General features: G+C 63.5%; 20 protein-coding genes. 11 read left to right on the forward strand and 9 right to left on the reverse strand.

The window, feature by feature from the left end:
- Nucleotides 1-31: 31 nt before the first annotated feature.
- Together VXM67_RS00405 and rarD are read left to right on the forward strand one after the other, a co-directional pair.
- On the forward strand, nucleotides 32-1006 hold the full coding sequence (locus VXM67_RS00405; protein WP_023382720.1) for a serine/threonine protein kinase: 975 nt from the start codon (nucleotides 32-34) through the stop codon (nucleotides 1004-1006).
- Between the two features lie 64 nt (nucleotides 1007-1070).
- The gene (gene rarD / locus VXM67_RS00410; protein WP_027907318.1) at nucleotides 1071-1958 is read left to right on the forward strand and encodes an EamA family transporter RarD; all 888 of its coding nucleotides are present in this window, start codon (nucleotides 1071-1073) and stop codon (nucleotides 1956-1958) included.
- 224 nt (nucleotides 1959-2182) lie between these two features.
- On the opposite strand, the gene VXM67_RS00415 is transcribed toward rarD, so the two are convergent.
- Complete coding sequence (locus VXM67_RS00415) at nucleotides 2183-2701, reverse strand: ACT domain-containing protein (RefSeq protein ID WP_023382722.1); 519 nt, start codon at nucleotides 2699-2701, stop codon at nucleotides 2183-2185.
- A gap of 441 nt (nucleotides 2702-3142) precedes the next feature.
- On the opposite strand from VXM67_RS00415, the gene VXM67_RS00420 reads away from it, so the two are divergent.
- Nucleotides 3143-5320, forward strand: coding sequence for a malate synthase G (locus VXM67_RS00420; RefSeq protein WP_023382723.1), 2178 nt, complete (start codon nucleotides 3143-3145; stop codon nucleotides 5318-5320).
- A 109-nt stretch (nucleotides 5321-5429) separates the two neighbouring features.
- Here the strand turns inward: VXM67_RS00420 and VXM67_RS00425 are convergent, their stop codons facing one another.
- Nucleotides 5430-5873 carry a response regulator gene (locus VXM67_RS00425; RefSeq protein WP_027907320.1) on the reverse strand — a complete coding sequence of 148 codons (444 nt, stop codon included), beginning with the start codon at nucleotides 5871-5873 and terminating at the stop codon, nucleotides 5430-5432.
- 186 nt (nucleotides 5874-6059) lie between these two features.
- Between VXM67_RS00425 and VXM67_RS00430 the strand changes: the two genes are divergently transcribed.
- From VXM67_RS00430 to VXM67_RS00465, 8 genes are all read left to right on the forward strand, one after another.
- Nucleotides 6060-7997 carry a putative nucleotidyltransferase substrate binding domain-containing protein gene (locus VXM67_RS00430; protein ID WP_186598912.1) on the forward strand — a complete coding sequence of 646 codons (1938 nt, stop codon included), beginning with the start codon at nucleotides 6060-6062 and terminating at the stop codon, nucleotides 7995-7997.
- Nucleotides 7994-8704: a PolC-type DNA polymerase III gene (locus VXM67_RS00435; RefSeq protein WP_023382726.1), complete on the forward strand. Its 711-nt coding sequence runs from the start codon at nucleotides 7994-7996 to the stop codon at nucleotides 8702-8704. The genes VXM67_RS00430 and VXM67_RS00435 overlap by 4 nt, the downstream gene beginning before the upstream one ends.
- A 214-nt stretch (nucleotides 8705-8918) precedes the next feature.
- Nucleotides 8919-9437 carry an RNA polymerase sigma factor gene (locus VXM67_RS00440; protein ID WP_023382727.1) on the forward strand — a complete coding sequence of 173 codons (519 nt, stop codon included), beginning with the start codon at nucleotides 8919-8921 and terminating at the stop codon, nucleotides 9435-9437.
- Nucleotides 9434-10390 carry a FecR domain-containing protein gene (locus VXM67_RS00445; RefSeq protein WP_104883176.1) on the forward strand — a complete coding sequence of 319 codons (957 nt, stop codon included), beginning with the start codon at nucleotides 9434-9436 and terminating at the stop codon, nucleotides 10388-10390. Before VXM67_RS00440 ends, VXM67_RS00445 begins: the two co-directional genes overlap by 4 nt.
- 160 nt (nucleotides 10391-10550) lie before the next feature.
- A complete protein-coding gene (locus VXM67_RS00450; protein ID WP_367237435.1) occupies nucleotides 10551-12986 on the forward strand; it encodes a TonB-dependent siderophore receptor in 2436 nt (811 codons plus the stop codon).
- A gap of 106 nt (nucleotides 12987-13092) precedes the next feature.
- Nucleotides 13093-14205, forward strand: coding sequence for a PepSY domain-containing protein (locus VXM67_RS00455; RefSeq protein WP_023382730.1), 1113 nt, complete (start codon nucleotides 13093-13095; stop codon nucleotides 14203-14205).
- Nucleotides 14202-14375, forward strand: coding sequence for a hypothetical protein (locus tag VXM67_RS00460; RefSeq protein WP_023382731.1), 174 nt, complete (start codon nucleotides 14202-14204; stop codon nucleotides 14373-14375). Before VXM67_RS00455 ends, VXM67_RS00460 begins: the two co-directional genes overlap by 4 nt.
- 68 nt (nucleotides 14376-14443) lie before the next feature.
- Entirely contained in the window at nucleotides 14444-17254 is a 2811-nt protein-coding gene (locus VXM67_RS00465; RefSeq protein WP_367237436.1) for a DUF6543 domain-containing protein, read from the forward strand.
- Here the strand turns inward: VXM67_RS00465 and VXM67_RS00470 are convergent.
- The 7 genes from VXM67_RS00470 to waaF are packed head-to-tail and all read right to left on the reverse strand — an operon-like array spanning nucleotide 17215 to nucleotide 24175.
- Entirely contained in the window at nucleotides 17215-18657 is a 1443-nt protein-coding gene (locus VXM67_RS00470; protein ID WP_023382733.1) for a lipopolysaccharide kinase InaA family protein, read from the reverse strand. The genes VXM67_RS00465 and VXM67_RS00470 overlap by 40 nt on opposite strands.
- Nucleotides 18657-19409 carry a lipopolysaccharide kinase InaA family protein gene (locus VXM67_RS00475; protein ID WP_023382734.1) on the reverse strand — a complete coding sequence of 251 codons (753 nt, stop codon included), beginning with the start codon at nucleotides 19407-19409 and terminating at the stop codon, nucleotides 18657-18659. The genes VXM67_RS00470 and VXM67_RS00475 overlap by 1 nt, the downstream gene beginning before the upstream one ends.
- The gene (locus tag VXM67_RS00480; RefSeq protein WP_023382735.1) at nucleotides 19406-20140 is read right to left on the reverse strand and encodes a lipopolysaccharide kinase InaA family protein; all 735 of its coding nucleotides are present in this window, start codon (nucleotides 20138-20140) and stop codon (nucleotides 19406-19408) included. The genes VXM67_RS00475 and VXM67_RS00480 overlap by 4 nt, the downstream gene beginning before the upstream one ends.
- Nucleotides 20140-20946, reverse strand: a complete 807-nt coding sequence (rfaP, locus tag VXM67_RS00485) for a lipopolysaccharide core heptose(I) kinase RfaP (protein ID WP_023382736.1) — start codon at nucleotides 20944-20946, stop codon at nucleotides 20140-20142. The genes VXM67_RS00480 and rfaP overlap by 1 nt, the downstream gene beginning before the upstream one ends.
- On the reverse strand, nucleotides 20943-22067 hold the full coding sequence (locus tag VXM67_RS00490) for a glycosyltransferase family 4 protein (protein ID WP_027907326.1): 1125 nt from the start codon (nucleotides 22065-22067) through the stop codon (nucleotides 20943-20945). Before VXM67_RS00490 ends, rfaP begins: the two co-directional genes overlap by 4 nt.
- Complete coding sequence (gene waaC, locus VXM67_RS00495) at nucleotides 22067-23125, reverse strand: lipopolysaccharide heptosyltransferase I (RefSeq protein WP_027907327.1); 1059 nt, start codon at nucleotides 23123-23125, stop codon at nucleotides 22067-22069. Before waaC ends, VXM67_RS00490 begins: the two co-directional genes overlap by 1 nt.
- Nucleotides 23126-24175 carry a lipopolysaccharide heptosyltransferase II gene (waaF, locus tag VXM67_RS00500; RefSeq protein WP_023382740.1) on the reverse strand — a complete coding sequence of 350 codons (1050 nt, stop codon included), beginning with the start codon at nucleotides 24173-24175 and terminating at the stop codon, nucleotides 23126-23128. It abuts the gene before it with no gap.
- Nucleotides 24176-24296 lie beyond the last annotated feature (121 nt).

The raw sequence follows: 24296 nt of genomic DNA on the forward strand, positions 1-24296 counted from the left end.
TTGCCTTACGCCGCACTCTCTCGGAGCTTTCATGTCCCACCCTTTCGACACCCTCACGCCCGACCTGGTCCTGGACGCCGTGGAAAGCCTAGGCTTTCTCAGCGATGCCCGGGTGCTGGCCCTGAACAGCTACGAAAACCGCGTCTACCAAGTGGGCATCGAAGAGTCGCAACCCCTGATCGCCAAGTTCTACCGGCCAGGCCGCTGGAGCGACGATGCGATCCTCGAAGAACACCGCTTCACCGCCGAGCTCGCCGAGTGCGAGGTGCCCGTTGTCGCCCCTCTGCAACACGACGGCAAGACCTTGTTCGAACACCAGGGCTTTCGCTTTACCTTGTTCCCCCGCCGCGGCGGCCACGCCCCAGAGCCTGGCGACCTCGACCAGCTCTATCGCCTGGGCCAGTTGCTCGGCCGCCTGCACGCAGTAGGCGCAGCGCGTCCGTTCGAGCACCGCGAAGCGCTGACTGTGGACAACTTTGGCCATGCCTCGCTGAAGACGCTGCTGGACGGCAACTTCGTGCCCCGTGAGCTATTGCCCGCGTTCGAGTCCGTGGCCCGCGACCTGCTCAAGCGGGTCGAAGACATCTACGCTCGCACCCCGCACGCGTTGATTCGCCTGCACGGCGACCTGCACCCCGGCAACCTGATGCACCGCGACGATGTCTATCACGTGGTCGACCTCGACGACTGCCGCATGGGCCCGGCGGTTCAGGACCTGTGGATGATGCTCGCCGGCAGTCGCGAGGAGCGCCTGGGGCAGTTGGCCGAACTGATCGACGGCTACAACGAATTCCATGACTTCGATCCTCGCGAACTGGCGTTGATCGAGCCTTTGCGCGCCTTGCGCCAGCTGCACTACAGCGCCTGGCTGGCCCGCCGCTGGGACGATCCGGCGTTCCCGCCGAGCTTCCCCTGGTTCGGCCAACCACGTTACTGGGGCGACCAGATCCTCGCGCTGCGCGAACAGATAGCAGCGCTGGATGAACCCGTGCTGAAATTGTTCTAGATGCACAGCGGCGTCTGTCTACAATAGCCGCTGCGCTATTTAGCTACCTAAGCAAGGATTCTGCATGCACGCTGCAAACCCGCGTCGCGGGTATTTACTGGGCCTTGGTGCCTACATCATCTGGGGCCTGTTTCCACTCTACTTCAAGGCAATCCAGAGCGTTCCCGCCGTCGAGATCATCGTCCACCGGGTACTCTGGTCGGCGCTGTTCGGCTCGCTGTTGCTGCTGGTCTGGAAGCATCCAGGCTGGTGGCGCGAGCTGCGCGACAATCCGCAACGCCTGGGTATTCTCGCCGTCAGCGGGGCATTGATCGCCGCCAACTGGTTGACCTACGTGTGGTCGGTGAACAACGGGCGCATGCTCGAAGCCAGCCTGGGCTACTACATCAACCCGCTGATCAACGTGCTGCTGGGCATGCTGTTGCTGGGGGAACGCCTGAGGCGCCTGCAATGGCTGGCGGTGGGCATGGCGGCGCTGGGTGTGGCGCAACAGGTGTGGCAGGTCGGCAGCCTGCCCTGGGTGTCGTTGGCGCTGGCCTTGAGTTTCGGTTTCTATGGGCTGATCCGCAAGAAAGCCCCGGTGGCAGCGCTGCCGGGCCTGGTGGTAGAGACCTGGATGCTGGTGCCGTTGGCGCTGGGCTGGTTGCTGTTGAACCCCACGGCGATGAGCGCCCAGGGCTCGTTCTACGCCAGCAGCGAAGCCTTGTGGCTGATGGCGGCAGGCCCGGTCACGCTGGTACCGCTGGTGTGCTTCAACGCCGCTGCACGTCACCTGCCCTACACCACGCTGGGGTTCCTGCAGTACCTGGCGCCCACGCTAGTCCTGTTGCAGGCAGTACTGCTGTTCGATGAGCACCTGTCACCGAGCAACCTGATGGCGTTCGTCTGCATCTGGGCCGGTTTGGCCATCTACAGCGTCGATGCCTGGCTCAGCCTGCGCAAACGCGCCTGATCAAAAAACGATCAAAATCCTGCAGGCCTCGCCGCGCCTGGCCTGCAGAAACATCTCCAAAGGTTATCCACACCCTCGTCCCCGTGCTTTGTGCACAAGCTCCTGATTATTGGGCATTTTTTGATCAAACCTGTGCAAGCCTCGGCCCGCCTGGGCCGGAGAATGATGCGCCCAGGTTATCCACAGGGCCGTCCCCGTGAAAACGGGATAACCCACAAGCCACGTCATTCCTCCGGACGCAGCTTCAACTCCACCATCAGATCGTCGGCCAGGCTTTCCAGGCGCTGCTGCAATTCATCCAGCGACAGCGTCAACGGTAATGCCAGCAAGGCATCGGCGCGGAACAGAGGCTCACTGCTCATCGGCGCCGGATTGACCTCGGTGCTCAAGCGTTCAAGGTTCACGCCCAGCTCGGCCAGCACCTTGGTGATATCCCGCACGATCCCCGGCCGGTCGTTGCCCACAAGCTCCATGGCGATCGGCTTCCAGGTGCACGAGGGTTCGATTCCGCTTTCAGCAATCAACACGCGAATGTCGTGCTTGGCCAGCTTCTGCAGCGCCTCGACCAGCTCATCGTAATTTTCCGCCGGTACAGCCACCCGCAGAATCCCTGCGAACTGGCCCGCCATGCGCGACATGCGACTTTCCAACCAGTTGCCGCTATGGTCGGCGATGCATTTGGCGATACGTTCGACCTGGCCGGCCTTGTCAGGGGCAATCACGGTCAGTACAAGATGGTCCACAGGCCATTCCTCAGCAAAATGCCGCCGCGGGCGGCGAGAATCGGGGGGATCGACTCAGTATAGGCAAGGCGCGGCAACCTGCCGCAGGACAGTCCGACTAACAAATCGTGTACTGTTTCAAGATTTATCTGGAACAATCCACCCGTTTTTTGCGAACATACCCACTCCCAGCGTGACCCTATGCGACCAATTGGTCGCACAACGACGCTTTTAGTCTGATTTTCCCCCGTCTACTGCTTCATGTAGTATGCCGTGGCGCGGACTACAAAATGTGTTGTTTGGATGTCTGCCAAGGCGCCTGTGAAAATACGTACACTGCTTGCCAGGCTATCTGGCAGGCCGCACCCAGCCGCCTTCGGGCATGCACTGGTGCCGTGTTTAGAGAAGCGCTACAGGCTTAATAAAGAAGAGCGAAATAGCTGAGCAGAGGTGAGGCAAGCAATGACTGGATACGTTCAAGTCGGTGGCCTTCAGGTCGCCAAGGCCCTGTACGACTTCGTCAACAACGAAGCCATTCCGGGAACCGGTATCGTCGCCGAGCAGTTCTGGGCCGGTGCCGAGAAGATCATCAATGACCTCGCTCCGAAGAACAAAGCCCTGCTCGCCAAGCGTGACGAGCTGCAAGCCAAGATCGACGCCTGGCACCAGGCACGCAAAGGCCAGGCACACGACGCCGTCGCCTACAAAAGCTTCCTCCAGGAAATCGGCTACCTGCTGCCACAAGCCGACGATTTCCAGGCCACCACGCAAAACGTCGATGAAGAAATCGCCCACATGGCCGGCCCACAGCTGGTCGTGCCGGTGATGAACGCTCGCTTCGCCCTGAATGCCGCCAATGCCCGCTGGGGTTCGCTGTACGACGCGCTCTACGGCACCGATGCCATCAGCGAAGAAGGCGGTGCCGAAAAAGGCCAGGGCTACAACAAGGTCCGTGGTGACAAGGTCATCGCCTTCGCCCGCGCCTTCCTCGACGAAGCCGCGCCACTGGCTGCTGGCTCCCACGTCGACTCCACCGGTTACCGCATCGAAGGCGGCAAGCTGGTCGTTTCGCTCAAGGGCGGCAGCAACACCGGCCTGCGTGACGATGCCCAACTGATCGGCTTCCACGGCGACGCCGCGGCCCCGACCGCCGTGCTGCTCAAGCACAACGGCCTGCACTTCGAAATCCAGGTCGACGCCAGCACTCCTGTTGGCAGCACCGACGCCGCAGGCGTGAAAGACATCCTGATGGAGTCGGCACTGACCACCATCATGGACTGCGAGGACTCGGTCGCCGCCGTCGATGCCGACGACAAGGTCATCGTCTACCGCAATTGGCTGGGCCTGATGAAAGGCGACCTGGCTGAAAGCGTGACCAAGGGCGGCAAGACCTTCACGCGCACCATGAACCCGGATCGCGAGTACGCCGCGCCGAACGGTGGCAGCGTTACCCTGCACGGCCGTTCGCTGCTGTTCGTGCGCAATGTTGGTCACCTGATGACCAACCCGGCAATCCTCGATGCCCAAGGCAACGAGATTCCGGAAGGTATCCAGGACGGTCTGTTCACTAACCTGATCGCCCTGCACAACCTCAAGGGCAACACCACCCGCAAGAACACCCGCACCGGCAGCGTCTACATCGTCAAGCCGAAGATGCACGGCCCCGAAGAAGTCGCCTTCGCCGCCGAGATCTTCAGCCGTGTCGAAGACCTGCTGGGTATGCCGCGCAACACCGTCAAGGTCGGCATCATGGATGAGGAGCGCCGTACCACGGTCAACCTCAAGGCCTGCATCAAGGCGGCCGCTGAGCGTGTGGTGTTCATCAACACTGGCTTCCTCGACCGTACCGGCGACGAGATCCACACCTCCATGGAAGCCGGCGCCGTCGTGCGCAAGGGCGCCATGAAGAATGAGAAGTGGATCGGCGCCTACGAGAACAACAACGTCGACGTTGGCCTGGCTACCGGCCTGCAAGGCCGTGCGCAGATCGGCAAGGGCATGTGGGCCATGCCTGACCTGATGGCGGCCATGCTCGAGCAGAAGATCGCTCACCCGCTGGCTGGCGCCAACACCGCCTGGGTGCCTTCGCCGACCGCGGCCACCCTGCATGCGCTGCACTACCACAAGGTGGACGTTCAGGCGCGCCAACGCGAGCTGGCTTCGCGTACGCCGGCTTCGGTCGACGACATCTTGACCATCCCGCTGGCGGCCAACACCCAGTGGTCGGCCGAAGAGATCCGCAACGAGCTGGACAACAATGCCCAGGGCATCCTTGGCTACGTGGTTCGCTGGATCGACCAGGGTGTAGGCTGCTCCAAGGTGCCCGACATCAATGACGTCGGCCTTATGGAAGACCGCGCCACCCTGCGCATCTCGGCCCAGCTGCTGGCCAACTGGCTGCGCCACGGCGTGGTCAGCCAGGAGCAAGTGCTGGAAAGCCTCAAGCGCATGGCCGCAGTGGTGGACAAGCAGAACGCAGGTGACGCCCAGTACCGTCCGATGGCGCCGAACTTCGATGACAACATCGCGTTCCAGGCGGCTGTCGAGCTGGTGGTTGAAGGTGCCAAGCAGCCCAACGGCTACACCGAGCCAGTGCTGCACCGTCGTCGTCGCGAGTTCAAGGCGCGTAACGGTTTGTAAGCAATAAAAGGGTTGCTTTGCAGCCCTTCGCCGGCGAGCCGGCTTCTACAGGGTCCACCGCGAACTTGTAGGAGCCGGCTCGCCGCGATTGCTTTTCACGGATGCATCATCATTCGATCCGCAGTTCTCTTTTCACCAAGTCGAGCAACTTGCCCAAGTCCACCGGCTTGAGCAGGAAATCCACCACCCCAAGGTGCATCACGTCCACTGCCTCTTTCACATCGGTGTCCCCCGAGACCACGATGATCGACAACGCCGCCCGCTCCGACTGTCGGATTTGTCGAATCAACTCCAGACCGTCCTTAGGCTTCATGCGTAAGTCGGTGATCATCAGCGCGATTCTCGGCTCGTAGTGCAGTTTGAACATCGCCTCCTGCGCACCATCGGCTTTCATGCAGTCAATGCCCCGGCTTTTCAGATAAAGGCATAGCGCCTCGCTGTTCACCGGATCGTCGTCCACGACCAGCACCACCGGCTTGGGCGCGACAGGCGCACTCAACACGGCCAGCGCTTCGCGCTCGGCGTCACTCAGGATGTCGTCATGCTCAACCATGATCATCTCGTCAGAAACATCTCGTCCCTTCGCTAGGACAACGCCTTGTGAGGTTGTTCACAAACGCTCCATAGACTTACGTCCAATGGGCACCACACCGCCGTCGGCCGACCATGGAGGCAGAGAACAACAAGGCCGACACTTATATAGATATATATAGTTCGGCGTAGCGATACGGTCAGTTTCATGAGCAAAAAGGACGCCTATAGCCAGGCGGGCAGGACGGCTGTTCTGCAGAACATTCAGGGCACGTTGCAGTTTCTGCAGCGGTTTCCCCCGTTCAACCAGATGGAACATAGCCACCTGGCCTACCTGGTGGAACAATGCCAACTGCGTTTCTATGCAGAGGGGGAGAGCATCCTCAAACCCGCTGATGGCCCCGTTGAGCATTTCTACATCGTCAAGCAGGGCCGCGTAGTGGGCGAGCGCCAGCACCTGGTCAAGCCAGGTGTGGAAACCACCTTCGAGATCACCAGCGGCGAATGCTTCCCCCTGGCAGCCCTGCTGGGCGAGCGGGCCACCCGCACCGAGCACTTGGCCGGTGAGGACACCTTCTGTCTGCAACTGAACAAAGCAGCGTTCATTCGCCTGTTCTCGCTGTCGGACGTATTCCGTGATTTTGCCCTGCGCGGCGTCAGCAGCCTGCTCGATCAGTTCAACCAGCAGGTACGTCAGCGCGCCGTGGAGACGCTGGGCACGCAGTACTCACTGAACACGCCGCTGGGCGAACTGGCCATGCGTCACCCGGTTGTCTGTCCCCCTGACACGCCCCTGCGCGATGCCGTGCGGCAGATGCACGAGCAGCAGGTCGGCAGCATCGTGGTGGTCGACCCGCAACGCTACCCGGTAGGCATTTTCACCCTGCGCGACCTGCGTCAGGTGGTGGCCGCCGCCGATGCCGACCTGGGTGCGCCGATCGATCGGCACATGACGACCAAACCGTTCTATCTCAGCCCGCAGTCCTCGGCCTTCGATGCGGCCATCGCCATGACCGAACGGCACATCGCCCATGTCTGCCTGGTGGAAAACCGTCGGCTGTGTGGCGTGGTGTCCGAGCGCGACCTGTTCTCGCTGCAACGGGTCGACCTGGTGCACCTGGCCCGGACCATTCGCCACGCACCGCGTCTTGAAACCTTGGTGTCCCTGCGCGGTGAAATCGGCCAATTGGTCGAGCGCATGCTCGCCCATGGCGCGTCGTCGACGCAGATCACCCAGATCATCACCCTGCTCAACGACCATACAGTCTGCCGAGTCATCGAACTGGCCCTGGCCGAACGCGGCGACCCCGGGGTGCCCTTCAGCTGGCTGTGCTTTGGCAGCGAGGGCCGTCGCGAGCAAACCCTGTACACCGACCAGGACAACGGCATCCTGTTCGAGGCCGCCAACAGCGCCGAGGCCGATGCCATTCGCGCCCGGCTGCTACCGTTGGCGCAATACATCAACCAGTGCCTGGCCCAGTGCGGCTTCACCCTGTGCAAAGGCAACATCATGGCCGGCAATCCCGCGCTGTGCCTGTCGCGCAGCGAGTGGGCGCGCCGCTTCGCCGGCTTCGTTCGTGAAGCCAGTCCGGAAAACCTGCTGGGTTCGAGCATCTACTTCGACCTGCGCGTGGTCTGGGGTGACGAGCAGGGCTGCGAACAGTTGCGTCAGGGCCTTCTCGAACAGGTCGCCGACAACCGTATCTTCCAACGCATGATGGCCGAAAACGCCCTTCGCCAGCGCCCGCCAGTGGGCCGTCTGCGCGAGTTCGTGCTGACTCGCCAAGGAACCGACAAAGCCGCCACCCTCGACCTCAAGGTCCAGGGACTCACGCCCTTCGTCGACGGCGCACGGCTGTTGGCGCTGGCCAATGGTATCGGCGCTTGCAATACCCTCGAGCGTCTGCGCCAGCTGGTCGACAAAGGCATCATCGAACCGCTCGATGGCGCCGCGTTCGAAGAGGCTTACCACTTCATCCAGCAAACCCGCATGCAGCAGCACCAGCGCCAGACTCGCGAAAACCTGCCGCATTCCAACCGTCTCGACCCGGACAGCCTCAACCACCTGGACCGACGCATCCTGCGCGAGTCCCTGCGCCAGGCCCAGCGCCTGCAAAGCAGCCTGGCCTTGCGGTACCAGCTATGAGCCTGTTCACCTGGTTGCGCCCCAACGCGCCCCTGCTGGAGGCCTCGCTGCGCCAGCGCCTGTCGCAGTTGCCCAAGCCTGCGCCACTGGGCGTCTGTACCCTGCGTGAGCAGCGCTGGGTGGTGCTGGACCTGGAAACCAGCGGCCTGAACACCAACCGCGATCAGGTGTTGTCGATCGGCGCGGTGGCGATCGAGGATGGCGCCATCGACTTTGCCCAACAGTTCGAGCGCACCTTGCGCCGCCCGGAGCACAAGACCAACGCCAGCGTGCTGATCCACGGCCTCGGCCCTAGCGCCCTGGCTGCCGGATGCGACCCGGCCGAAGCATTGCTCGACCTTCTCGAGTTCATTGGCGACAGCCCGGTGCTGGCTTTCCATGCGCCTTTCGATCAACGCATGTTGGCCCGCTCGCTGAAGGAAAGTCTTGGATATCGCCTGCAGCATCCCTTCATCGACATTGCCGAACTGGCCCCCCTGCTCAACCCCGACACCGTGCTGCGCGAAGCCAGCCTGGACGACTGGTTGGCGTGCTTCGGCCTGCAAGTGGACGAACGTCATCATGCCAGTGCCGATGCCCAGGCGACGGCCGAGCTGGCCCTGATCCTGTTCAGCCAGGCCCGCCGCCAGAAATTGGATAGCCCGTTGCAATTGGAGCAGCGCTTGCGCGTGATGCGTCGGCGCAAGGCTCATCATTACGGTCTTTAGTGAGATAGCCATCGAGCCTGCACGTGCAACGCACAACACACCCGTAGGCGCGAGCCTCGCTCGCGATGCGCCGCGCAGGCGGCGCCCGACCTCACCGGCACATGACGCCCCCATACTGGCATTCCGATAAGCGTCCATTGCACCCCGCCCCTCGGCTCTGCAACAATCGCGAATAATTATCGTTAGTTAATGCATTCGTTCCGGGGGACGCTGCTTGTCGTCTGTACAGAGCCCACACGCCGAGCTGGTTGGAGCACTCTACCGCGACCATCGCGGCTGGCTGCTCGCCTGGCTGCAACGCAGCACGGCATGCCGCCAGCGTGCCGAAGACCTGAGCCAGGACACCTTCGTGCGTCTGCTGGGCCGCGAGCAACTGGACAGCCCTCGTGAACCCCGCGCCTTCCTGGCCGCCATCGCCAAAGGCCTGATGTTCGACCATTTCCGCCGCGCTGCGCTGGAACAGGCCTACCTGGCAGAGCTTGCGCGCGTGCCGGAGGCCGAGCAGCCCGCACCGGAAGTCCAGTTGCTGATCCTGGAAGACCTCAAGGCCATCGACCGCTTGCTTGGCAAACTGTCGAGCAAGGCCCGCGCGGCATTCCTGCACAATCGCCTGGACGGCATGGGCCACGCCGAGATCGCCGCGCACCTGGGGGTCTCGGTGTCGCGGGTACGGCAGTACATCGCCCAAGGCATGCGCCAGTGCTATGTGGCGCTGTACGGGGAGCCGACGTGAATAACTCACCGGTTTCGGCCCGTGTTCTCGACGCCGCCATCACCTGGAAACTGAGCCTGGACAGCGGCAGCAGCACACCCGATGAACGCAATGACTTCATGCGCTGGCATGCAGCCAGCGAAGAACATGCCCGCGCCTGGCAACAGCTGGGGGCCTTGGACCAACGCGTCAGCGCCGCCGCTGGCCCCGCGCGCCAGGCCCTGGTGCAGTCGCGGGTAGGCCTCAGGCGACGTATCGGCAAGGTCGGCGGCGGCCTGGCCAGCATGTTCCTGCTCGGCTCCCTGCTGGCCTGGGCGACCGCGCCGTCGCTATCGCCACATTACTGGTTGGCCGACCAACGTACCGCCACCGGCGAGCTGCGCACCTTGCGCCTGGAAGATGGCACGCTGCTAAGCCTGAACACACATACCGCTGTGGATATCGACTTCGAAGGCGAGCAGCGCGTGCTGGTACTGCATGAAGGCGAAATTTCCGTTGAAACCGGCCACGCCGACCCTCGCCCACTGCTCGTGCGCACCGAGGATGGCCGCCTGCGCCCACTGGGCACGCGCTTTTTGGTACGCCGCGAAGCCCATGGCACACGCCTGGAGGTGCTGCAATCGTCGGTCGCGGCGATGCCACGCAACAGCGGTGACGAACACGTCCTGGCCGCAGGCCAGCAGGTGCTGATGCATGCCGATGGCCTTGGCCAGGTCGCCCCGGTGCCAGCCGGCGCCGACGCCTGGACCCGTGGCATGCTGGTGGTGGACAACGTGCGCCTGGCCGATCTGCTCGCCGAACTGGGCCACTACCGCCACGGCCACCTGGGGATGGACGACGAGGTCGCCGACCTGCGCGTGACCGGTAGCTTCCCGCTGCACGATACCGACCTGGCCCTGGCCTCGCTGATACCGGCACTGCCGGTGAAGATCGAGCGGCATACACCGTGGTGGGTGACCGTCAAAGCCAAGTAACCCTGCGCTCCCCCTGCAGACGCCGGCTTGCCGGCCATGACCCGTGGCGAGCGAAAACGATTTCTAAATAATTCTCACTTTTTTTCAGACGACCCCTGTCACTTTCCAAATCTCGCTCGGCAAGGAAGCAGTTAGCACTTATTCGTCGAGGAGCCACTGCATGTCCCGTGCTGTTGATCGTTTCCTGCGCCCCAGCGTAATGGCCCTGGCCATCGGCCTGGCCGCCCCGTTGGCCAGCCCAGCCCTGTTCGCTGCCGAACAGTCCACCCTGCGTGCCTATGACCTGCCTAGCGCACCGTTGGCCACCACCCTCAACCTGATCGCCAGCCAGTCGGGCATTGCCCTGGCCATCGACCCGGCCTTGGTCAGTGGCCGCAATTCGGCTCCCGTCAGTGGCCAGTACGATGGCCTTGGCGCCCTGCAGGCGGCCCTGCGGGGTACTGGCCTGCAACTGCAGCAGAGCAGCGTCGGCAGCTACAGCCTGGTGGCCACGCCGGACGGCACCCTGGCGCTGCCGGAAACCGCCATCAATGCCAACGCCGCCTATGAAAGCGCGTGGGGCCCGGTCGATGGCTACACCGCCACCCGCACCGCAGCCGGTACCAAGACCGACACAGCCATCGCCGAACTGCCGCGTTCAGTCACGGTGATCACCCGTCAGCAGATGGAAGACCGCCCGGTGCTCAACCTTAACGACGCCCTGCGCTACACCGCCGGTGTGCAAAGCAGCGGCTATGGCTCGGATTCGCGCAGCGACTGGCTGCTGGTGCGCGGCTTCGTGCCTACCCAGTTCCTCGATGGCCTGCCCTTGCCCAAGGGCAACTACGCCACCCCCAAGATCGAACCTTGGAACCTTGAGCGTATCGCCGTACTGCGCGGTCCGGCTTCGTCGGTTTACGGCCAGACGCCACCCGGTGGCCTGCTGGACATGACCACCCGTCGCCCACAGTTCGAGAGCAGCCACGAAGTAGAGCTTCAAGCGGGTAGCAACGAACACAAGCAGATCAACTTCGACAGCACCGGCAAGATCGACGACGAAGGCCAGTTCCTTTATCGCGTCAGCGGCACCGTTCGCGACAGCAACTCGCCGGTCGATAACATTCCAGACAAGCGCTACAACATCGCCCCCAGCCTGACCTGGAACATCAACGACGATACCAAGCTGACTTTCATCACCCAGTACACCCGTGACGACACGGGCATCACCGGCCAGTTCCTGCCCCTGCAAGGCACCAAGCTCGACAGCCCGGCGGGCAAGATCTCGCACCACAAGAACCTGGGTGACCCGGACTGGGAATCCTACGACCGCACCTACTATCACCTGGGCTATGCCTTCGAAACCCGCCTGAACGACACCTGGCAGTTCCGCCAGAACCTGCGCTATGCCCGCAACGAGCTGGACTTCAAGGGCATCACCGCTGGCGGCTCGATCTGGCCAGCCGGCCCGGATGAAGCGGTCAGTGCCGACGGCACGGTGCAACGTACCGCTGGTATCGTCGAGGAAGACATCAGCCAGTTCGCGGTGGACAACAACTTCCAGGCCGACTTCCAGACGGGTGCACTGAGCCACACCGTGTTGCTCGGCCTCGACCACCAGCGTTCCGACAGCAATGCCCGCTGGCGCTGGGGGTCGAACGGCGTACCGCCGAGCAACATCCACAACCCCATCTACGGGCAGGACTTCTCGAACGTCGAGTACTTCGACATGTACGACTACGACCAGAAGACCCAGCAAACCGGCCTGTACATCCAGGACCAGATGGCCCTGGACAACTGGCGCCTGACCCTGGGTGGTCGCCAGGACTGGGTACACACCGGCACGACCTTCCACAACAAAGGCGATGCCACCAACACCCAGCGTGACAAGAAGTTCAGCAGCAACGCAGCCCTGAGCTACGTCTTCGACAACGGCATCACCCCATACTTCTCCTATGCCGAGTCGTTCCAGGCGGCCGCCGGCGCCACGGTCAACGCCACCGATGGCTTCAAGCCAACCGAAGGCAAGCAGTACGAGCTGGGTATCAAGTACCAACCCCCAGGCAGCAAGACCCTGCTCAGCGCAGCGGTGTTCGACCTGACCCAGGAAAACATGTCGGTAACCGAAGGCGGCGTAACCCGACAGGTTGGCGAAGTTCGGGTCAAAGGCCTGGAGCTGGAAGCCACCTCGGATGTCACCCGCAACCTCAAGCTGATTGGCTCCTACACCTACAACGACAGTGAAATCGTCAAAGGCAACGACGGCGAGAAAGGCAAGCGCATGGCCCAGGTTCCACGTAACCAGGCCACGGCCTGGGCTGACTACACCTGGCACGAAGGCCTGCTCGACGGCTTTGGCGTGGGCGTGGGCGTTCGCTATGTGGGCGATACCTACGGCAATACCACCAACACCGACTGGGGCCACGTAGGTTCCTACACCGTCTACGACGCCTCGGTGCACTACGACCTGGGCCGCGTGAACAGCACGCTCAAGGGCGTGACCGTGGCGGTGGATGCCAAGAACCTGTTCAACAAGGACTACCTGTCGACCTGTGACGGTTACTACTGCTACTACGGCGACGAGCGCAACGTGGTGGCAAGCGTCAATTACAAGTTCTGACCGCCCGGGGCCACCGTGCAGCCCCATCGCCCAGTAAGCGCCGGCCTGCCGGCGATTGGGCTGCAGCGCTGACCCAGGGTCCATCAGACCAAAAACCGGAACCCAGATGAAAAGCCAAACCATCCGCCGCTGGTCGGCGATCCACACCTGGAGCAGCCTGGTCTGCACCCTATTCCTGCTGCTGCTCGCGCTCACCGGTTTGCCGCTGATCTTCCATCACGACCTGGAACACCTGCTTGGCGACGCGCCTGAACTGCGCGAAATGCCAGCGGATACCCCGCACCTTGACCTGCAACAACTGGTGCTCAAGGCTGAGCAACACCGTCCCGGCGAAGTCATGCAGTACGTTGGCTACGAAGATGACGAACGCAATGGCGTGGTAGCGATCATGGCCGCCACTGCCGGGACAGAACCCAACGCGTCGCACACCTTCATGCTCGATGCACGCACCGGCGAAGCCGTGGCCATGCCCGCAGCCAATGGCGGCGTGATGATGACCCTGCTGCGCCTGCATGTGGACATGTTCGCCGGGCTTCCCGGCAAGCTGCTGCTGGCTTTCATGGGCGTGCTGTTCGTTGTCGCCATCGTTTCCGGTACCGTGCTCTACGCGCCATTCATGCGTCGCCTGGAATTCGCCACCGTACGCCACGACAAATCACGCCGCCTGCGCTGGCTCGACCTGCACAACCTGATCGGCATCGTCACCCTGGCCTGGGCACTGACGGTGGGCGTCACCGGCGTGATCAGTGCCTTGTCCGACCTGGTAATCGCCGCCTGGCGCAACGACAGCCTGGCCGCCATGGTCGCCCCGTACCGGGATGCTCCACCTCTCACCCAGCGAGCCCCGGCGACGCACCTGCTGACGATCGCCGAACAGGCCGCACCCGGCATGCGCCCGGACTTCATCGCCTTTCCCGGCACCCGCTTCTCCAGCGAACACCACTATGCAGTATTCATGAAAGGCGCGACGCATTTGACCTCGCACCTGCTCACCCCGGTGCTGATCGATGCTCAGACCCTGCAAGTGACTGCCATCGGCGAACGCCCCTGGTACATGGATGCCATGGGCCTGTCCCAACCCCTTCACTTCGGCGACTACGGTGGACGTCCGATGCAACTGCTGTGGGCTGTGCTCGATGTCCTGACCATCATCGTGCTCTGCAGCGGCCTGTACCTGTGGTGGGGCAAGCAACGCAACGGCAAGAAGGAGCGTGCATGAGCCACAAGTCGCAACCGACCCAGCGGATTTTCGCCTGGCCAAGCCTTATCGCCGCGCTGGGCGCAGCCGGGCTGTTCGCGGCGCTGCTCGGGGATGGCGCCTGGGATGCACTGTCCTGGCTGGGCCTGGGCATCCCGGCGTGGCTCGGGGTTCGTGCCCTGTGGAGGTAATCGGCTAACACGCCTGTATCGCCGGCAGGCGCCATGCTCGACGGCTCATTTATCGCGGAGCCAGTTCGATGAGCCTGCACTACTTTCAATCCTTCGACCGACACCTGGCCGCCCTGCTTGCCTCGCCTCCCCAACCTGACCGCTCGCGATCGCTGCTGCAGGCACGTCAGCACTACTTCGCCGACCTCGCTCGGTACTGGCTTGCCAGCGACGCCTCGCTAAGCCGGCGGACGCAGTTGATCGCGTTGCTCCGTCAGCAAATGCTGGCGCAGATTGCACTGCGCTGCGACGACCATACACTCGGCGACCACCATGCTGCTCTGGTCAGGTGTTGCGTGAACATGCCGCTGCCCTCGCAGCGCCAGCATCTGCCTGAGGCTGAGCGCCCGCAGGTCTACCGGCCAGTACTGGATATCGGCACACCCAACTGGCGCAGCTACCTGCCCGGCGCTTTCGTGATCGTCGAAGGCGGCCCCGAAGGCAGTAGGGCGGACCCCAGGCAAACCAGCGATTACGCGCTGCTCTGCAGTCTGTCGCATGGCATAGAGGCGTTCGACAATCTCGGCGACCTGCACACCGAACTGTGCGAGCGACTGGACGATCCTCAGCAAAGCCAGTCGCTGCTGCGGTATCTGGACAGCGACCAGGATCGAGAGCTGGCACGCAACGCCGAACGCCTGCGCTACGACTGGTTCAACGATGACCTGATCCAGACCCAGGCCCAGGCGCTGATCGATGGGCAACAAGCAGCGCTCACCCGCGTATGGCACGACGCGCTGCTGCAATCCCCGGTGGACTGGCCGATGCTCGAGGAACGCTTGCGCAAGGCCGCGGATCTGCTGCCGCTGGCCGACAGCCGATCTGCGCTGACGACACGCTACGGCCTGTTGTTGGAACGAAACGCACCGGCCTGGCTCAGAAATGCCTCGACCCAAGGCCTTACGCACATCATGCAAACCTTGCAGGAGCTGGTGATTGCCATCGACCGCGCGAGCGCCCCCGGCATCCTCAGCCACGAACAGTTCCTCGATCGCAACCATCTCAAGGCCTGGACCCGCGAGCACCTGTGCAGGGCGTTGCAGCTACGGTATCAGTTGGATGTCGATCCGCTCGATCTGTATGTCAGCATCACCAGGGCCAGGCAGGTAGGCCCGGTGTCGCACCCTGGCATCACCAGCGTCTGGATTCCTGCGGCCAGCCGTGCGCAGGCAGGCAATACCGTCGAACTGGTGCGCCAGACCTACCGCCTGGATGAGCTGGCGTTTCTCAACATCGGCGTGCTCGACATCGACTACTGGCTGACTGCACGGGTGCATGACAAGGATGAACGAACAGCCGCGGGCATCACCCCAAGCCAGGTCAAGCAGTTGGTACGCGAACTGGACGTCGGCGAACGCTACAGCCAGTACCTGCGTACCCATTTGCTGACGTCGCAGCAGGCTCAGTGGCGCCGGGAGCGCTATGTCGACATCAGCCGTGCGCGCATGCGTGCCGAGGCGGCCAAGGCACGGTACGCCGGCCATTACCTGGAGGACCCGTTCGAACGAGGCTTCGCTTGGACCACCCTGGTACTCGACCACCCAGACAGCCAGTTGCGCAAACAAGCGAACCGGGAGCGCCTGAGCGTGCGCCAACTGCTGATCGGCGGACATAGCCTACAAGGCGTCATGTTGGTGACGCCGGACAAAGCTGGGACCACGCGGTTTCTCGCCTACACCCCAGACGCGCCCGACCGCCGTGCATGGCGGGAGTATCGCAATACCCGCCACCTGCTCAGAGCGCTGCGTGAACAGCCTGCCCTGCGCGAATACGTAAAAGACCGACTGCCGCTGGTAGCGCGTAGGCAAGTCGAACGATGGCTGACCAAGGGCGGCCTTGGCGCAAACACCCAACGCCCAGAGATCACCGGTAACTTCCAACAGGCCCGCTATTTGGCCGAGGTGAACGCCACGCTCGCCGCTGTCGATGCCGGCACCAATACCAAGCTCGAACTGCTGGGCGAGTTGAGCCTGCACGCGTTATCGTTGCTGCTGGACCTGATCAGCCTCGTGCTACCCAACCGCGCATTGGTGGCGGTGTCGCTGGGGCGCTCGGTGCTGTCGGTGATCGATGCCGGCAGGGCCTTCAGGCAAGGTGACCAGCTCGGCATTCTGAAACACATGGTCGAGGCGTTCACGCACGCCAACGACGCGGTGAACAACATCGGGGGAACCACCGTGGTGCGGCGAGCCATTCGAGCCATTCCACCAGCCCCGCCGCTGAAGTTGCCGCAGTCGTTGGCGGTGGGGGTCGATACCGACAGATTGCACTATCGCGTCGATGGCATTCACAAGGAAGGCATCTATGAACAGCCCTCGTCCTATCCCGGGCTGACCTTCTACTACATCAAGGATGCCGCCGGCACGACCTACCAGGTGTCCTTCGACGGCTACCGCTGGCGTGTCGTCGACCCCCGCATGCCGGATGCCTACACCCAGGTGCCGGTAAAACGACGCCGCGACGGAGAGTGGGTCGTGGACTCCCCGGTCCTGTGGTACGACGGCCTACCCGACCTGGGCGCATTGCTCGAAGACTGCCGACTGGCCGAGCGGCCCGCAGGGGCCGAGGTCGAAGGCGTGGACGGACTGTCTCGCCACGGACAGCGATATTACCTGCTTGCAGGTGGGCACGCCTTGCCGCTGCGCGCGCACTTGCTGGACAACCACTACCACCTGCTGATTCCCGGGCAACCGCTCAGTACCGGGGCGGCATGGGCCATCCTGCGCTGGCAGGACGACCAATGGCGCATCCGCGTGCGCCAGGCTGGACGCAGCAGCGAGTGGCTGGCGCTGCCGCCAGCTTATTCCGTCAGCCGCGGCAGCAGCCTGTCCAGCCGCTGATACAGGGCGCTGCCACTGGGCCAGTTGCGCAACAGCCGTGCACGATCACGGGCATAGGCCGGCGCGAAGCTGAGTTGAGTGGCATGCTGGCACATCGCATCGAGGTCGATCAGCGACCACTGGCCGTTGTGCCAGAACAGGTTGTGACCCTTGAAGTCACCATGGCTGATGCGCTCGCGGATCAGTTGCTGCATCAGGTGCACCAGGGCGTCGACCTGCTCTTCGGGGGCTTCGCCGTTTTCCACGTAGGGCGCGAAACAGGCAGCCAGGTCCGGGCCATCGACGTACTCGGTCACCAGGTAGGCGCGGCTGCGCAGGCCCATGACCCGTTGTTCGAGCACCGCCAGGGGCTTTGGCGTGGCGATGTCGAGGAATTCCAGGCGGTGCCCTTCGATCCAGGAATGCCAGGCCCGGCTCGGGCGCCAGAAGCGCTTGAACCAGTGGGCGGTATTCTTGATGTTGTAACGTTTGACCACCAGCGGGCGGCCATTGACCTCTACGCGAGCGACGCTGGCCGCACCACCGGTCTTGTACAGGTGCCCCTGGTCGATCAGCGCGTCGGCCTGTTCGAGAACCGGCAGCATGGCATCGGTTTCACTGCGCCGAATCGCCCGCAACCCGGAGAGGCTGCGCTCGACGCTGAACAACGAACATTCTCGCCCGGCCTTTTCCAGATAGTCCTTCAAACGCCAGTTGCGCACCTTGTCCACCTGCTTCTGCAACGCTTCCATCGGCAAGGCGTGTTCGGCGTTGGCGAGCAGGTAATGCACCAGCAACTCTTCGATGAACGGCTCCAGGCGCTTGGGCAACTGGGCGAAGAACACACCGAGGTTTTCCAGCACGCGAGGGCGCGAAAGCTGCTGACCGGGCGTTTCGGCCTTGATGCCGGCACCGTCGATCAGGTACAGCTTGCCGCCGTGGCGCAGCAGGTTGTCCAAGTGCAGGTCTTCCTGCCACAAGCCTTTGGCGTGCATCTGAGCAACAGCGGTCAGCGCCTCGCCCAGCACTCGGTGTTGCTCATCGGCCAGCACCGGCAAAGGCTCTACGTCGGCCCAGGCATCGGCCAGGCTTTCAGCGTCGTCGAGAAACTCGAACAACAGCCAGCCGCCCTCGCCTTCCTTGAGGCCATCGGCCAACAGCTTGGGCGTGGTGAGGCCTTGTTCGGCAAGCAGCTTCACCCCTGCCAGCTCACGCTGGAAATGGCGAGCGGCGTTGCCACCGACCAGCAACTTGGCCAATACCGGCGTGCCACGCCAGATACCCGCGCCCACGTAGCGTTGGCCGGGCAAGACACGCAACAGGCTGAGCAACTGCAAGTCAGCGCTACCGGCAGCATCGGCCAGGGTGATGGACAGGGGCAGCGAAGGGCTGCGACCTGCGTTCTTCAATTCGGACAAACGCATCAGCGGGCCTCTTTATGTCGACGGCGTTGCGTCAAGCGTTGTAACCAGGTGTCGACCCGCACGCTGTCTGCCGGCTGGCCAAGGTAGGCCGCCAACAAGGTTCGCACGTCACCCTCGGACCAGGCGCGCGCGCGGCGCAGCAAGGGCTCCAGGTCCTTGAGCCGGTCGCGCATGCCGAACAGCAGCGGCCGGGTCTTTTCCAGGTCGATCAACTGCGCGTCCCAGCCTTCACGGCGTTGGCGCAGGAAAATATGCTTGGGGTAGAAGCAGCCGTGCACCTGGCCGGCCTTGTGCAGGGTGCGCGCCAGCTGGCCACAGGCCTGGAGAATACCCTCGCGCTCATGCTCGCCCAGCTGCGACCAGCGCGCCAACAGGCTGTCCAGGTCGCTCCAGTCATCCAGCGCCCGGGTCATGAGAATGGCCCGGTGCTGACCAGCCTGTTTGCGCTCACCATAGAACACCGCCTGCAAAGCCGGTATGCGCAGTTTCTGGTAACGGCTGATGTTACGGAACTCGCGGGCGAAGGTCGGCTCGCCGAATGGCCGGTGCAAGGTACGCGTCAGGTAGTCGCTCTGGCGCTTGAGGTAGTAGCCCTTGCCTTCGAGTTCCAGGCGGAACACGCGGCTCCAGCCGCCTCGCCCGGTGTTGGGCTCGTCGACGGCGTCGAGCTGCAAGGCCCACAGCGCCTCGAAATCGTTCAGGCCATGACGTTGAAGCAGCGCAAGGTCAGCGCTGGCCAGGTAATCGGTCATTCCCTTCCCTCGAAAAAGCTCAGCACCTGGCGAATGCGCCGCTTGTCGCGCAGGCTCAGGCGTTGGCGCCCACGGTATTGCAGGTAGAAACGCAAGCGCTGGGTGGCTGACAGATGATACTTGGCGACCTTGTCCAGGCACGCCAGGTCCTTGATCAGCCGGTGGCGCCACATGAAGCCGCGCCAGAAGTCGCCGGTCGGGCAGTCGATGAAGAATAGCGTGCCCTGGTCGTCGACCAACAGGTTGCGCCACTTCAGGTCGTTATGGGCGAAGCGGTGCTCATGCATGATCCGCGTGTGTCGCGCCAACTGGCGGCTGACATGCGCCACCCAGGCAGGGTCGGACAGCCGTGGATCATTACGCCTGGCCAGTTCGGACAAGTCTTCGGTACGCGGCAGCTCGCGGGTGACCATGGCCCCGCGACCAAAAGCCAGGCCCTTGCGCTCAAGCCCCCAGGCGACCACTTCGGCGGTGGGAATGCCCCACTTGGCGAACTGCTTGAGGTTCTGCCATTCGGCCTTGATGCGTGGACGGCCCAGGTAGCGACGCATGTGCTTGCCAGCGCCGGTATAGCGTTTGACGTAGTAATTGACCCCATCGCGCTCGACGCGGATCACTTCGCTGAGCGGGTCACGCGTCAGGCGCTCGCCTTGCAGGGCGAACACCGCATCGAGGCTGCCAAAATCCGCCACCAGGTGTTCATAGCCCGGCGCCAGTGTCCAACCCGCCATCAGAGTGCATCCCCATAGCGTTGCTTGCGATCGTAGAGTTTTTGCGCCTTGCGTTCGAGCCACGCCAGCAACGCGGCTTCGTCGGCCAGGACCTGGCGCAGTGGGCGCTGGAAGTAGCCACGCAGAAAGCGCAGTTTGTCGCGCCGGGTCAGGCCGATGTCCAGCGCCGAGAAGTACAACGCAGCCAGGTCCTTGTTGCGCCAGCGCCGGCTGATTGTCGCCCGGGTCTGGGCACGATGCAGGTCGATGACCGACAGTTTGAAGTCATCGGGCGTCACCGGACGGTCGGTGTGCAGCAGGAAATGACAGATGTAGCAGTCGCGGTGATTGACCCCGGCGCGGTGCATGCCGCCGGTCATCTTCGCCACCTCGGCGATCAGCGCGCGCTTGAGGCGGGGCGCAGGTGGCTGCTTGACCCAGTCGATGCTGAAGTCTTCGAGACTGATGGTCGGTGCCAGCTCTTCGGTGACGATGAACGAATGCTGCGCAGCCGGGTTGCTGCCGCGCTCGCCATAGGCGACCGCCGTCATGGTCGGCACACCGGCCTCATGCAGTCGCTGGATCGCCTGCCATTCCTGGCCAGCGCCCAGCACAGGCAGCTTGGCGGTCAGCAGGTTCTTGAAGATCTCGCCCCAACCGATGCCACGGTGGATCTTGACGAAGAAGCCCTCGCCATCGACCTCGGTACGCAGCGTGCGGCGGCCTTCGAGCTCGCGGTATACCTCGCCTTGCAGCGCTTCCACGGCCTCGAAGGCGTCACGCCCGGCCCACAGGTGCTTGAACGGTTCGGCCAGAATCAGCTTCATGCGGTCTCCTGCCCCAGGATCACGTCAGCGGCATGTTGCGGCATGCTGTAAAGGTCGGCGGTTTCCGCGAACGCCAGGCCGTTGCGCGACCAGTCGGCGCGGGCCTGCGGCTCTTCGAGCATGCGTTGCAGGTAGCGGTTGAGCTGCTCCTGCTCGAAAGGCTCGTCCAGCACCAGGCCGCTGTCGGCCTCGGCGATGTAATGGGCGTAGCCGCACACCTGCGAGACCAGCACCGGCAACCCCGCCACCAGGGCTTCGAGCAGCACGGTACCCGTATTCTCGTTGTATGCCGGGTGGATCAGCAGGTCGGCGCCCAGCAGGAAGCGCGGGATATCACTGCGTCCCTTGAGGAACTGTACCTGCTCGCCAAGGCCCAGCGCGGCACTTTGCAACTGGAACACCTTGGGGTCGTCCTGGCCGATGACCATCAACCGGGTACGCTTGCGCAACGCCGACGGCAGCGCGGCCAGGGCCTTGAGGCTGCGGTCCACGCCCTTGGTCTTGAAGCCGGAGCCGATCTGCACCAGCAGCAGGTCGTCGTCACCCAGGTCGAACTCCTTGCGGAAGTCGGCGCGGATCTCGGCGGCATTGGCCGGAGCCCGGCGATCCTGGGAAATCCCCGGTGGCAGCAAGTGAAAGCGCTCCACCGGCGTGCCGTAATGCTTGATGAACAGCGGTTGCTGCACCTCGGAAATCATCAGCACCTCGGTATGGGCGTCCTTGGCGAACACCGCCCGCTCGTACTCGGCAAAATGCCGGTAGCGCCCCCAACGGCGGTACAAGCCACCGCGCAGGGTCTGCGCCTTGTCTTCGAAGCAGCCGTCGGCAGCGTAATACACATCCAGACCCGGCATCTTGTTGAAGCCGATCAGACGATCGACCGGGCGCTTGGCCAGGTCGGCGGCCATCCAGGCACTGAGCTTCTCGTTGCGACGGTGGTTGAACAGCGCCTTGACCGGCGCCACCAGCACCTCGAAACCCGGTGGAATATCACCCTCCCAGATCAACGTGTAGACACGGATCTGGTGGCCCCGCTTCTGGCATTCCAGGGCAATGCGCATGAAATCACGCTGCAGCCCGCCGAAGGGGAAATACTTGTAAAGCACAAAAGCCAGTTGCATCAACGGACATCCTCAGCCAGCAGCAACGCGCTCAAGCGGCTCGCCACATGCTCGGGATTCAGGCGAGTGAAGCACAGCGGCCACTCGCGTTTGAGATCGAACCGGCGCAGGTCCTCGGCGCTCGGCTTATAGGTGCACTTCTTCTGCAGGCAGGGCGCGCAGGGGAAATTGCTGGCCTGATGAACCTGAGCCCGACCATAGGCCCCGGTGAGGCCCGGATTGGTCGGGCCGAACAGCGAAATGGTCGGCACATCCAGTGCCGCGGCGAGGTGGCCCAGGCCAGTATCCACCGCCACGCACGCCTTGGCGGCCGCCAGTACACGGGCGACGCCGGCAAGGTTCAACTTGGGCAGCACCTGACAGTTTTTCAAGCCTTGGGCGATACGCTCGGCGCGAGCCTTCTCCTGCGGGTTGCCCCATGGCAGGCGCACCTGCAGGTTGCGCTGGCCCATGCGCTCTGCCAGCTCCCGCCAGTAGGCCTCGGGCCAATGCTTGGTGGCCCAGGTGGTACCGTGCAGGAACACCACGTAGGGCGCGGCTGGGGGCAGCTGCAGGCGGTCCAGGTCCAGGCCATAGTTGCCGATGCCTTCGGGCAAGTCGTAGGCCAGGGCCATGGCGAACAACTGACGCACACGCTCCACCGCATGCTGGCCAACGGCGACCGACAGGCGTCGGTCATAGAAGCGACTGGCCCAGCCCTCACGCGCCGAATAGCGGTCCAGGCCGGCCACCGGCGCCTTGACGTAGCGGGTCAGCCAGGCCGATTTGACCAGGCCCTGGGCATCGATCACCAGGTCGTACTTGCGCTCGCGAACGCGTTGCTTGAACGCCTTCCACTCGCCGCTCTTGAAAGTCTGCCAGAGGTTTTTGCGCCAGCGGCGAATCGCCACCGGAATCACCTGGTCGACCGCAGGGTGCCAACTGGGGATCTCGGCGAAACCTTCCTCCACCACCCAGTCGAAGCGAATGCCTGGCATGGCATGGGCGGCATCGGTAAGCGCAGGCAGGGTGTGGATCACATCCCCTAGCGATGAGGTCTTGATGATCAGTACCCGCACTTAGTCGACCTCGGCCACGGTATCGATCAGGTTCGGACCACCCAGGCGGTGCAGGGCGGCGATGACGTTGCCAGGCTCCAGCAGGCGCAGGCAGTTGTAGTGACCGAAGCGGCAGGTGCGGTCGAAGCACGGGCTGCATTCGATGCCGGTGCGCACGATCTCGACGTGCTCGGCCAGTGGCGGGGTGAAGCCCGGCGAGGTCGAACCATAGACGGCGACCAGCGGACGGTTCAGCGCAGCGGCCACATGCATCAAGCCCGAGTCGTTGGACACCACGGCGTCGGCGCAGGACATCAGGTCGATGGCTTCGGCCAAGGAAGTTTCACCGGCCAGGTTGTACGACTCTTCACGCAACCCCGGAATCAGACGGTCGCGGATCTGCTCGCCCACCGGGTGGTCGTTCTTCGAACCGAACAGCCATACCTGCCAGCCCTGGCGGATCATCGCGTCGGCAACCTCGGCGTAGTGCTCGGCGGGCCAGCGCTTGGCCTCGCCAAACTCGGCACCTGGGCACAGCGCCAGCACCGGCCGGTCCAGCTCCAGGCCGAACTTGGCCAGGGCGGCTTCGCGGCTGGCTGCCTCGATCTGCAGGCTGGGCCGTGGGTAAGGCTGCGGCAGCTCGGCACCGGGCGCATAGGCCAGGGCCATGAAGCGTTCGATCATCAGTGGGTAGCGGGCCTTGTCCAGCGTGCGCACATCGTTGAGCAGGCCGAAGCGCATTTCGCCGCGCCAGCCGGTGCGCTTGGGGATACCGGCGAAGAAGGGCACCAGCGCCGACTTCAGCGAGTTCGGCAGCAGGATGGCCTGGTCGTACTGGCCCGCCAAAGACTTGCCAATACGCCGCCGCGTGGCCAGTTCCAGGGCGCCATGGCCGAGCGGAAAGCTCAAGGCCTTGCGCACTTCGGGCATGCGTTCGAGGATCGGCCGGCTCCACTCGGGTGCCAGCACGTCGATCACGCAGTCGGGGTGCTGCTGTTTCAGGCACTGGAACAGGGTCTGCGCCATCACCATGTCGCCGACCCAGCTGGGGCCAATGATCAGTATTCTCATGCTTAGTCCAGAAACGCTCGGGGAGGCTGCAGACTGCGGTACAGCCTGGCCTCCCCTCTTTATATTCAGGCTATTTGGCGGACAGTGTACCACTCAGGCCCATCCGTCGCTGATCGCAGCC

It is taken from the genome of Pseudomonas sp. Rh2, assembly GCF_040762985.1.
Classification (GTDB): domain Bacteria; phylum Pseudomonadota; class Gammaproteobacteria; order Pseudomonadales; family Pseudomonadaceae; genus Aquipseudomonas; species Aquipseudomonas taiwanensis.

What these genes read in the sequence shown, in the direction of transcription:
- VXM67_RS00405 (WP_023382720.1), top strand. Translation starts at nt 32, where the DNA reads ATGTCCCACCCTTTCGACACCCTCACGCCCGACCTGGTCCTGGACGCC.
- rarD (WP_027907318.1), top strand. Translation starts at nt 1,071, where the DNA reads ATGCACGCTGCAAACCCGCGTCGCGGGTATTTACTGGGCCTTGGTGCC.
- VXM67_RS00420 (WP_023382723.1), top strand. Translation starts at nt 3,143, where the DNA reads ATGACTGGATACGTTCAAGTCGGTGGCCTTCAGGTCGCCAAGGCCCTG.
- VXM67_RS00425 (WP_027907320.1), bottom strand. Translation starts at nt 5,873, where the DNA reads ATGGTTGAGCATGACGACATCCTGAGTGACGCCGAGCGCGAAGCGCTG.
- VXM67_RS00430 (WP_186598912.1), top strand. Translation starts at nt 6,060, where the DNA reads ATGAGCAAAAAGGACGCCTATAGCCAGGCGGGCAGGACGGCTGTTCTG.
- VXM67_RS00435 (WP_023382726.1), top strand. Translation starts at nt 7,994, where the DNA reads ATGAGCCTGTTCACCTGGTTGCGCCCCAACGCGCCCCTGCTGGAGGCC.
- VXM67_RS00450 (WP_367237435.1), top strand. Translation starts at nt 10,551, where the DNA reads ATGTCCCGTGCTGTTGATCGTTTCCTGCGCCCCAGCGTAATGGCCCTG.
- VXM67_RS00455 (WP_023382730.1), top strand. Translation starts at nt 13,093, where the DNA reads ATGAAAAGCCAAACCATCCGCCGCTGGTCGGCGATCCACACCTGGAGC.
- VXM67_RS00460 (WP_023382731.1), top strand. Translation starts at nt 14,202, where the DNA reads ATGAGCCACAAGTCGCAACCGACCCAGCGGATTTTCGCCTGGCCAAGC.
- VXM67_RS00465 (WP_367237436.1), top strand. Translation starts at nt 14,444, where the DNA reads ATGAGCCTGCACTACTTTCAATCCTTCGACCGACACCTGGCCGCCCTG.
- VXM67_RS00470 (WP_023382733.1), bottom strand. Translation starts at nt 18,657, where the DNA reads ATGCGTTTGTCCGAATTGAAGAACGCAGGTCGCAGCCCTTCGCTGCCC.
- VXM67_RS00475 (WP_023382734.1), bottom strand. Translation starts at nt 19,409, where the DNA reads ATGACCGATTACCTGGCCAGCGCTGACCTTGCGCTGCTTCAACGTCAT.
- VXM67_RS00480 (WP_023382735.1), bottom strand. Translation starts at nt 20,140, where the DNA reads ATGGCGGGTTGGACACTGGCGCCGGGCTATGAACACCTGGTGGCGGAT.
- rfaP (WP_023382736.1), bottom strand. Translation starts at nt 20,946, where the DNA reads ATGAAGCTGATTCTGGCCGAACCGTTCAAGCACCTGTGGGCCGGGCGT.
- VXM67_RS00490 (WP_027907326.1), bottom strand. Translation starts at nt 22,067, where the DNA reads ATGCAACTGGCTTTTGTGCTTTACAAGTATTTCCCCTTCGGCGGGCTG.
- waaF (WP_023382740.1), bottom strand. Translation starts at nt 24,175, where the DNA reads ATGAGAATACTGATCATTGGCCCCAGCTGGGTCGGCGACATGGTGATG.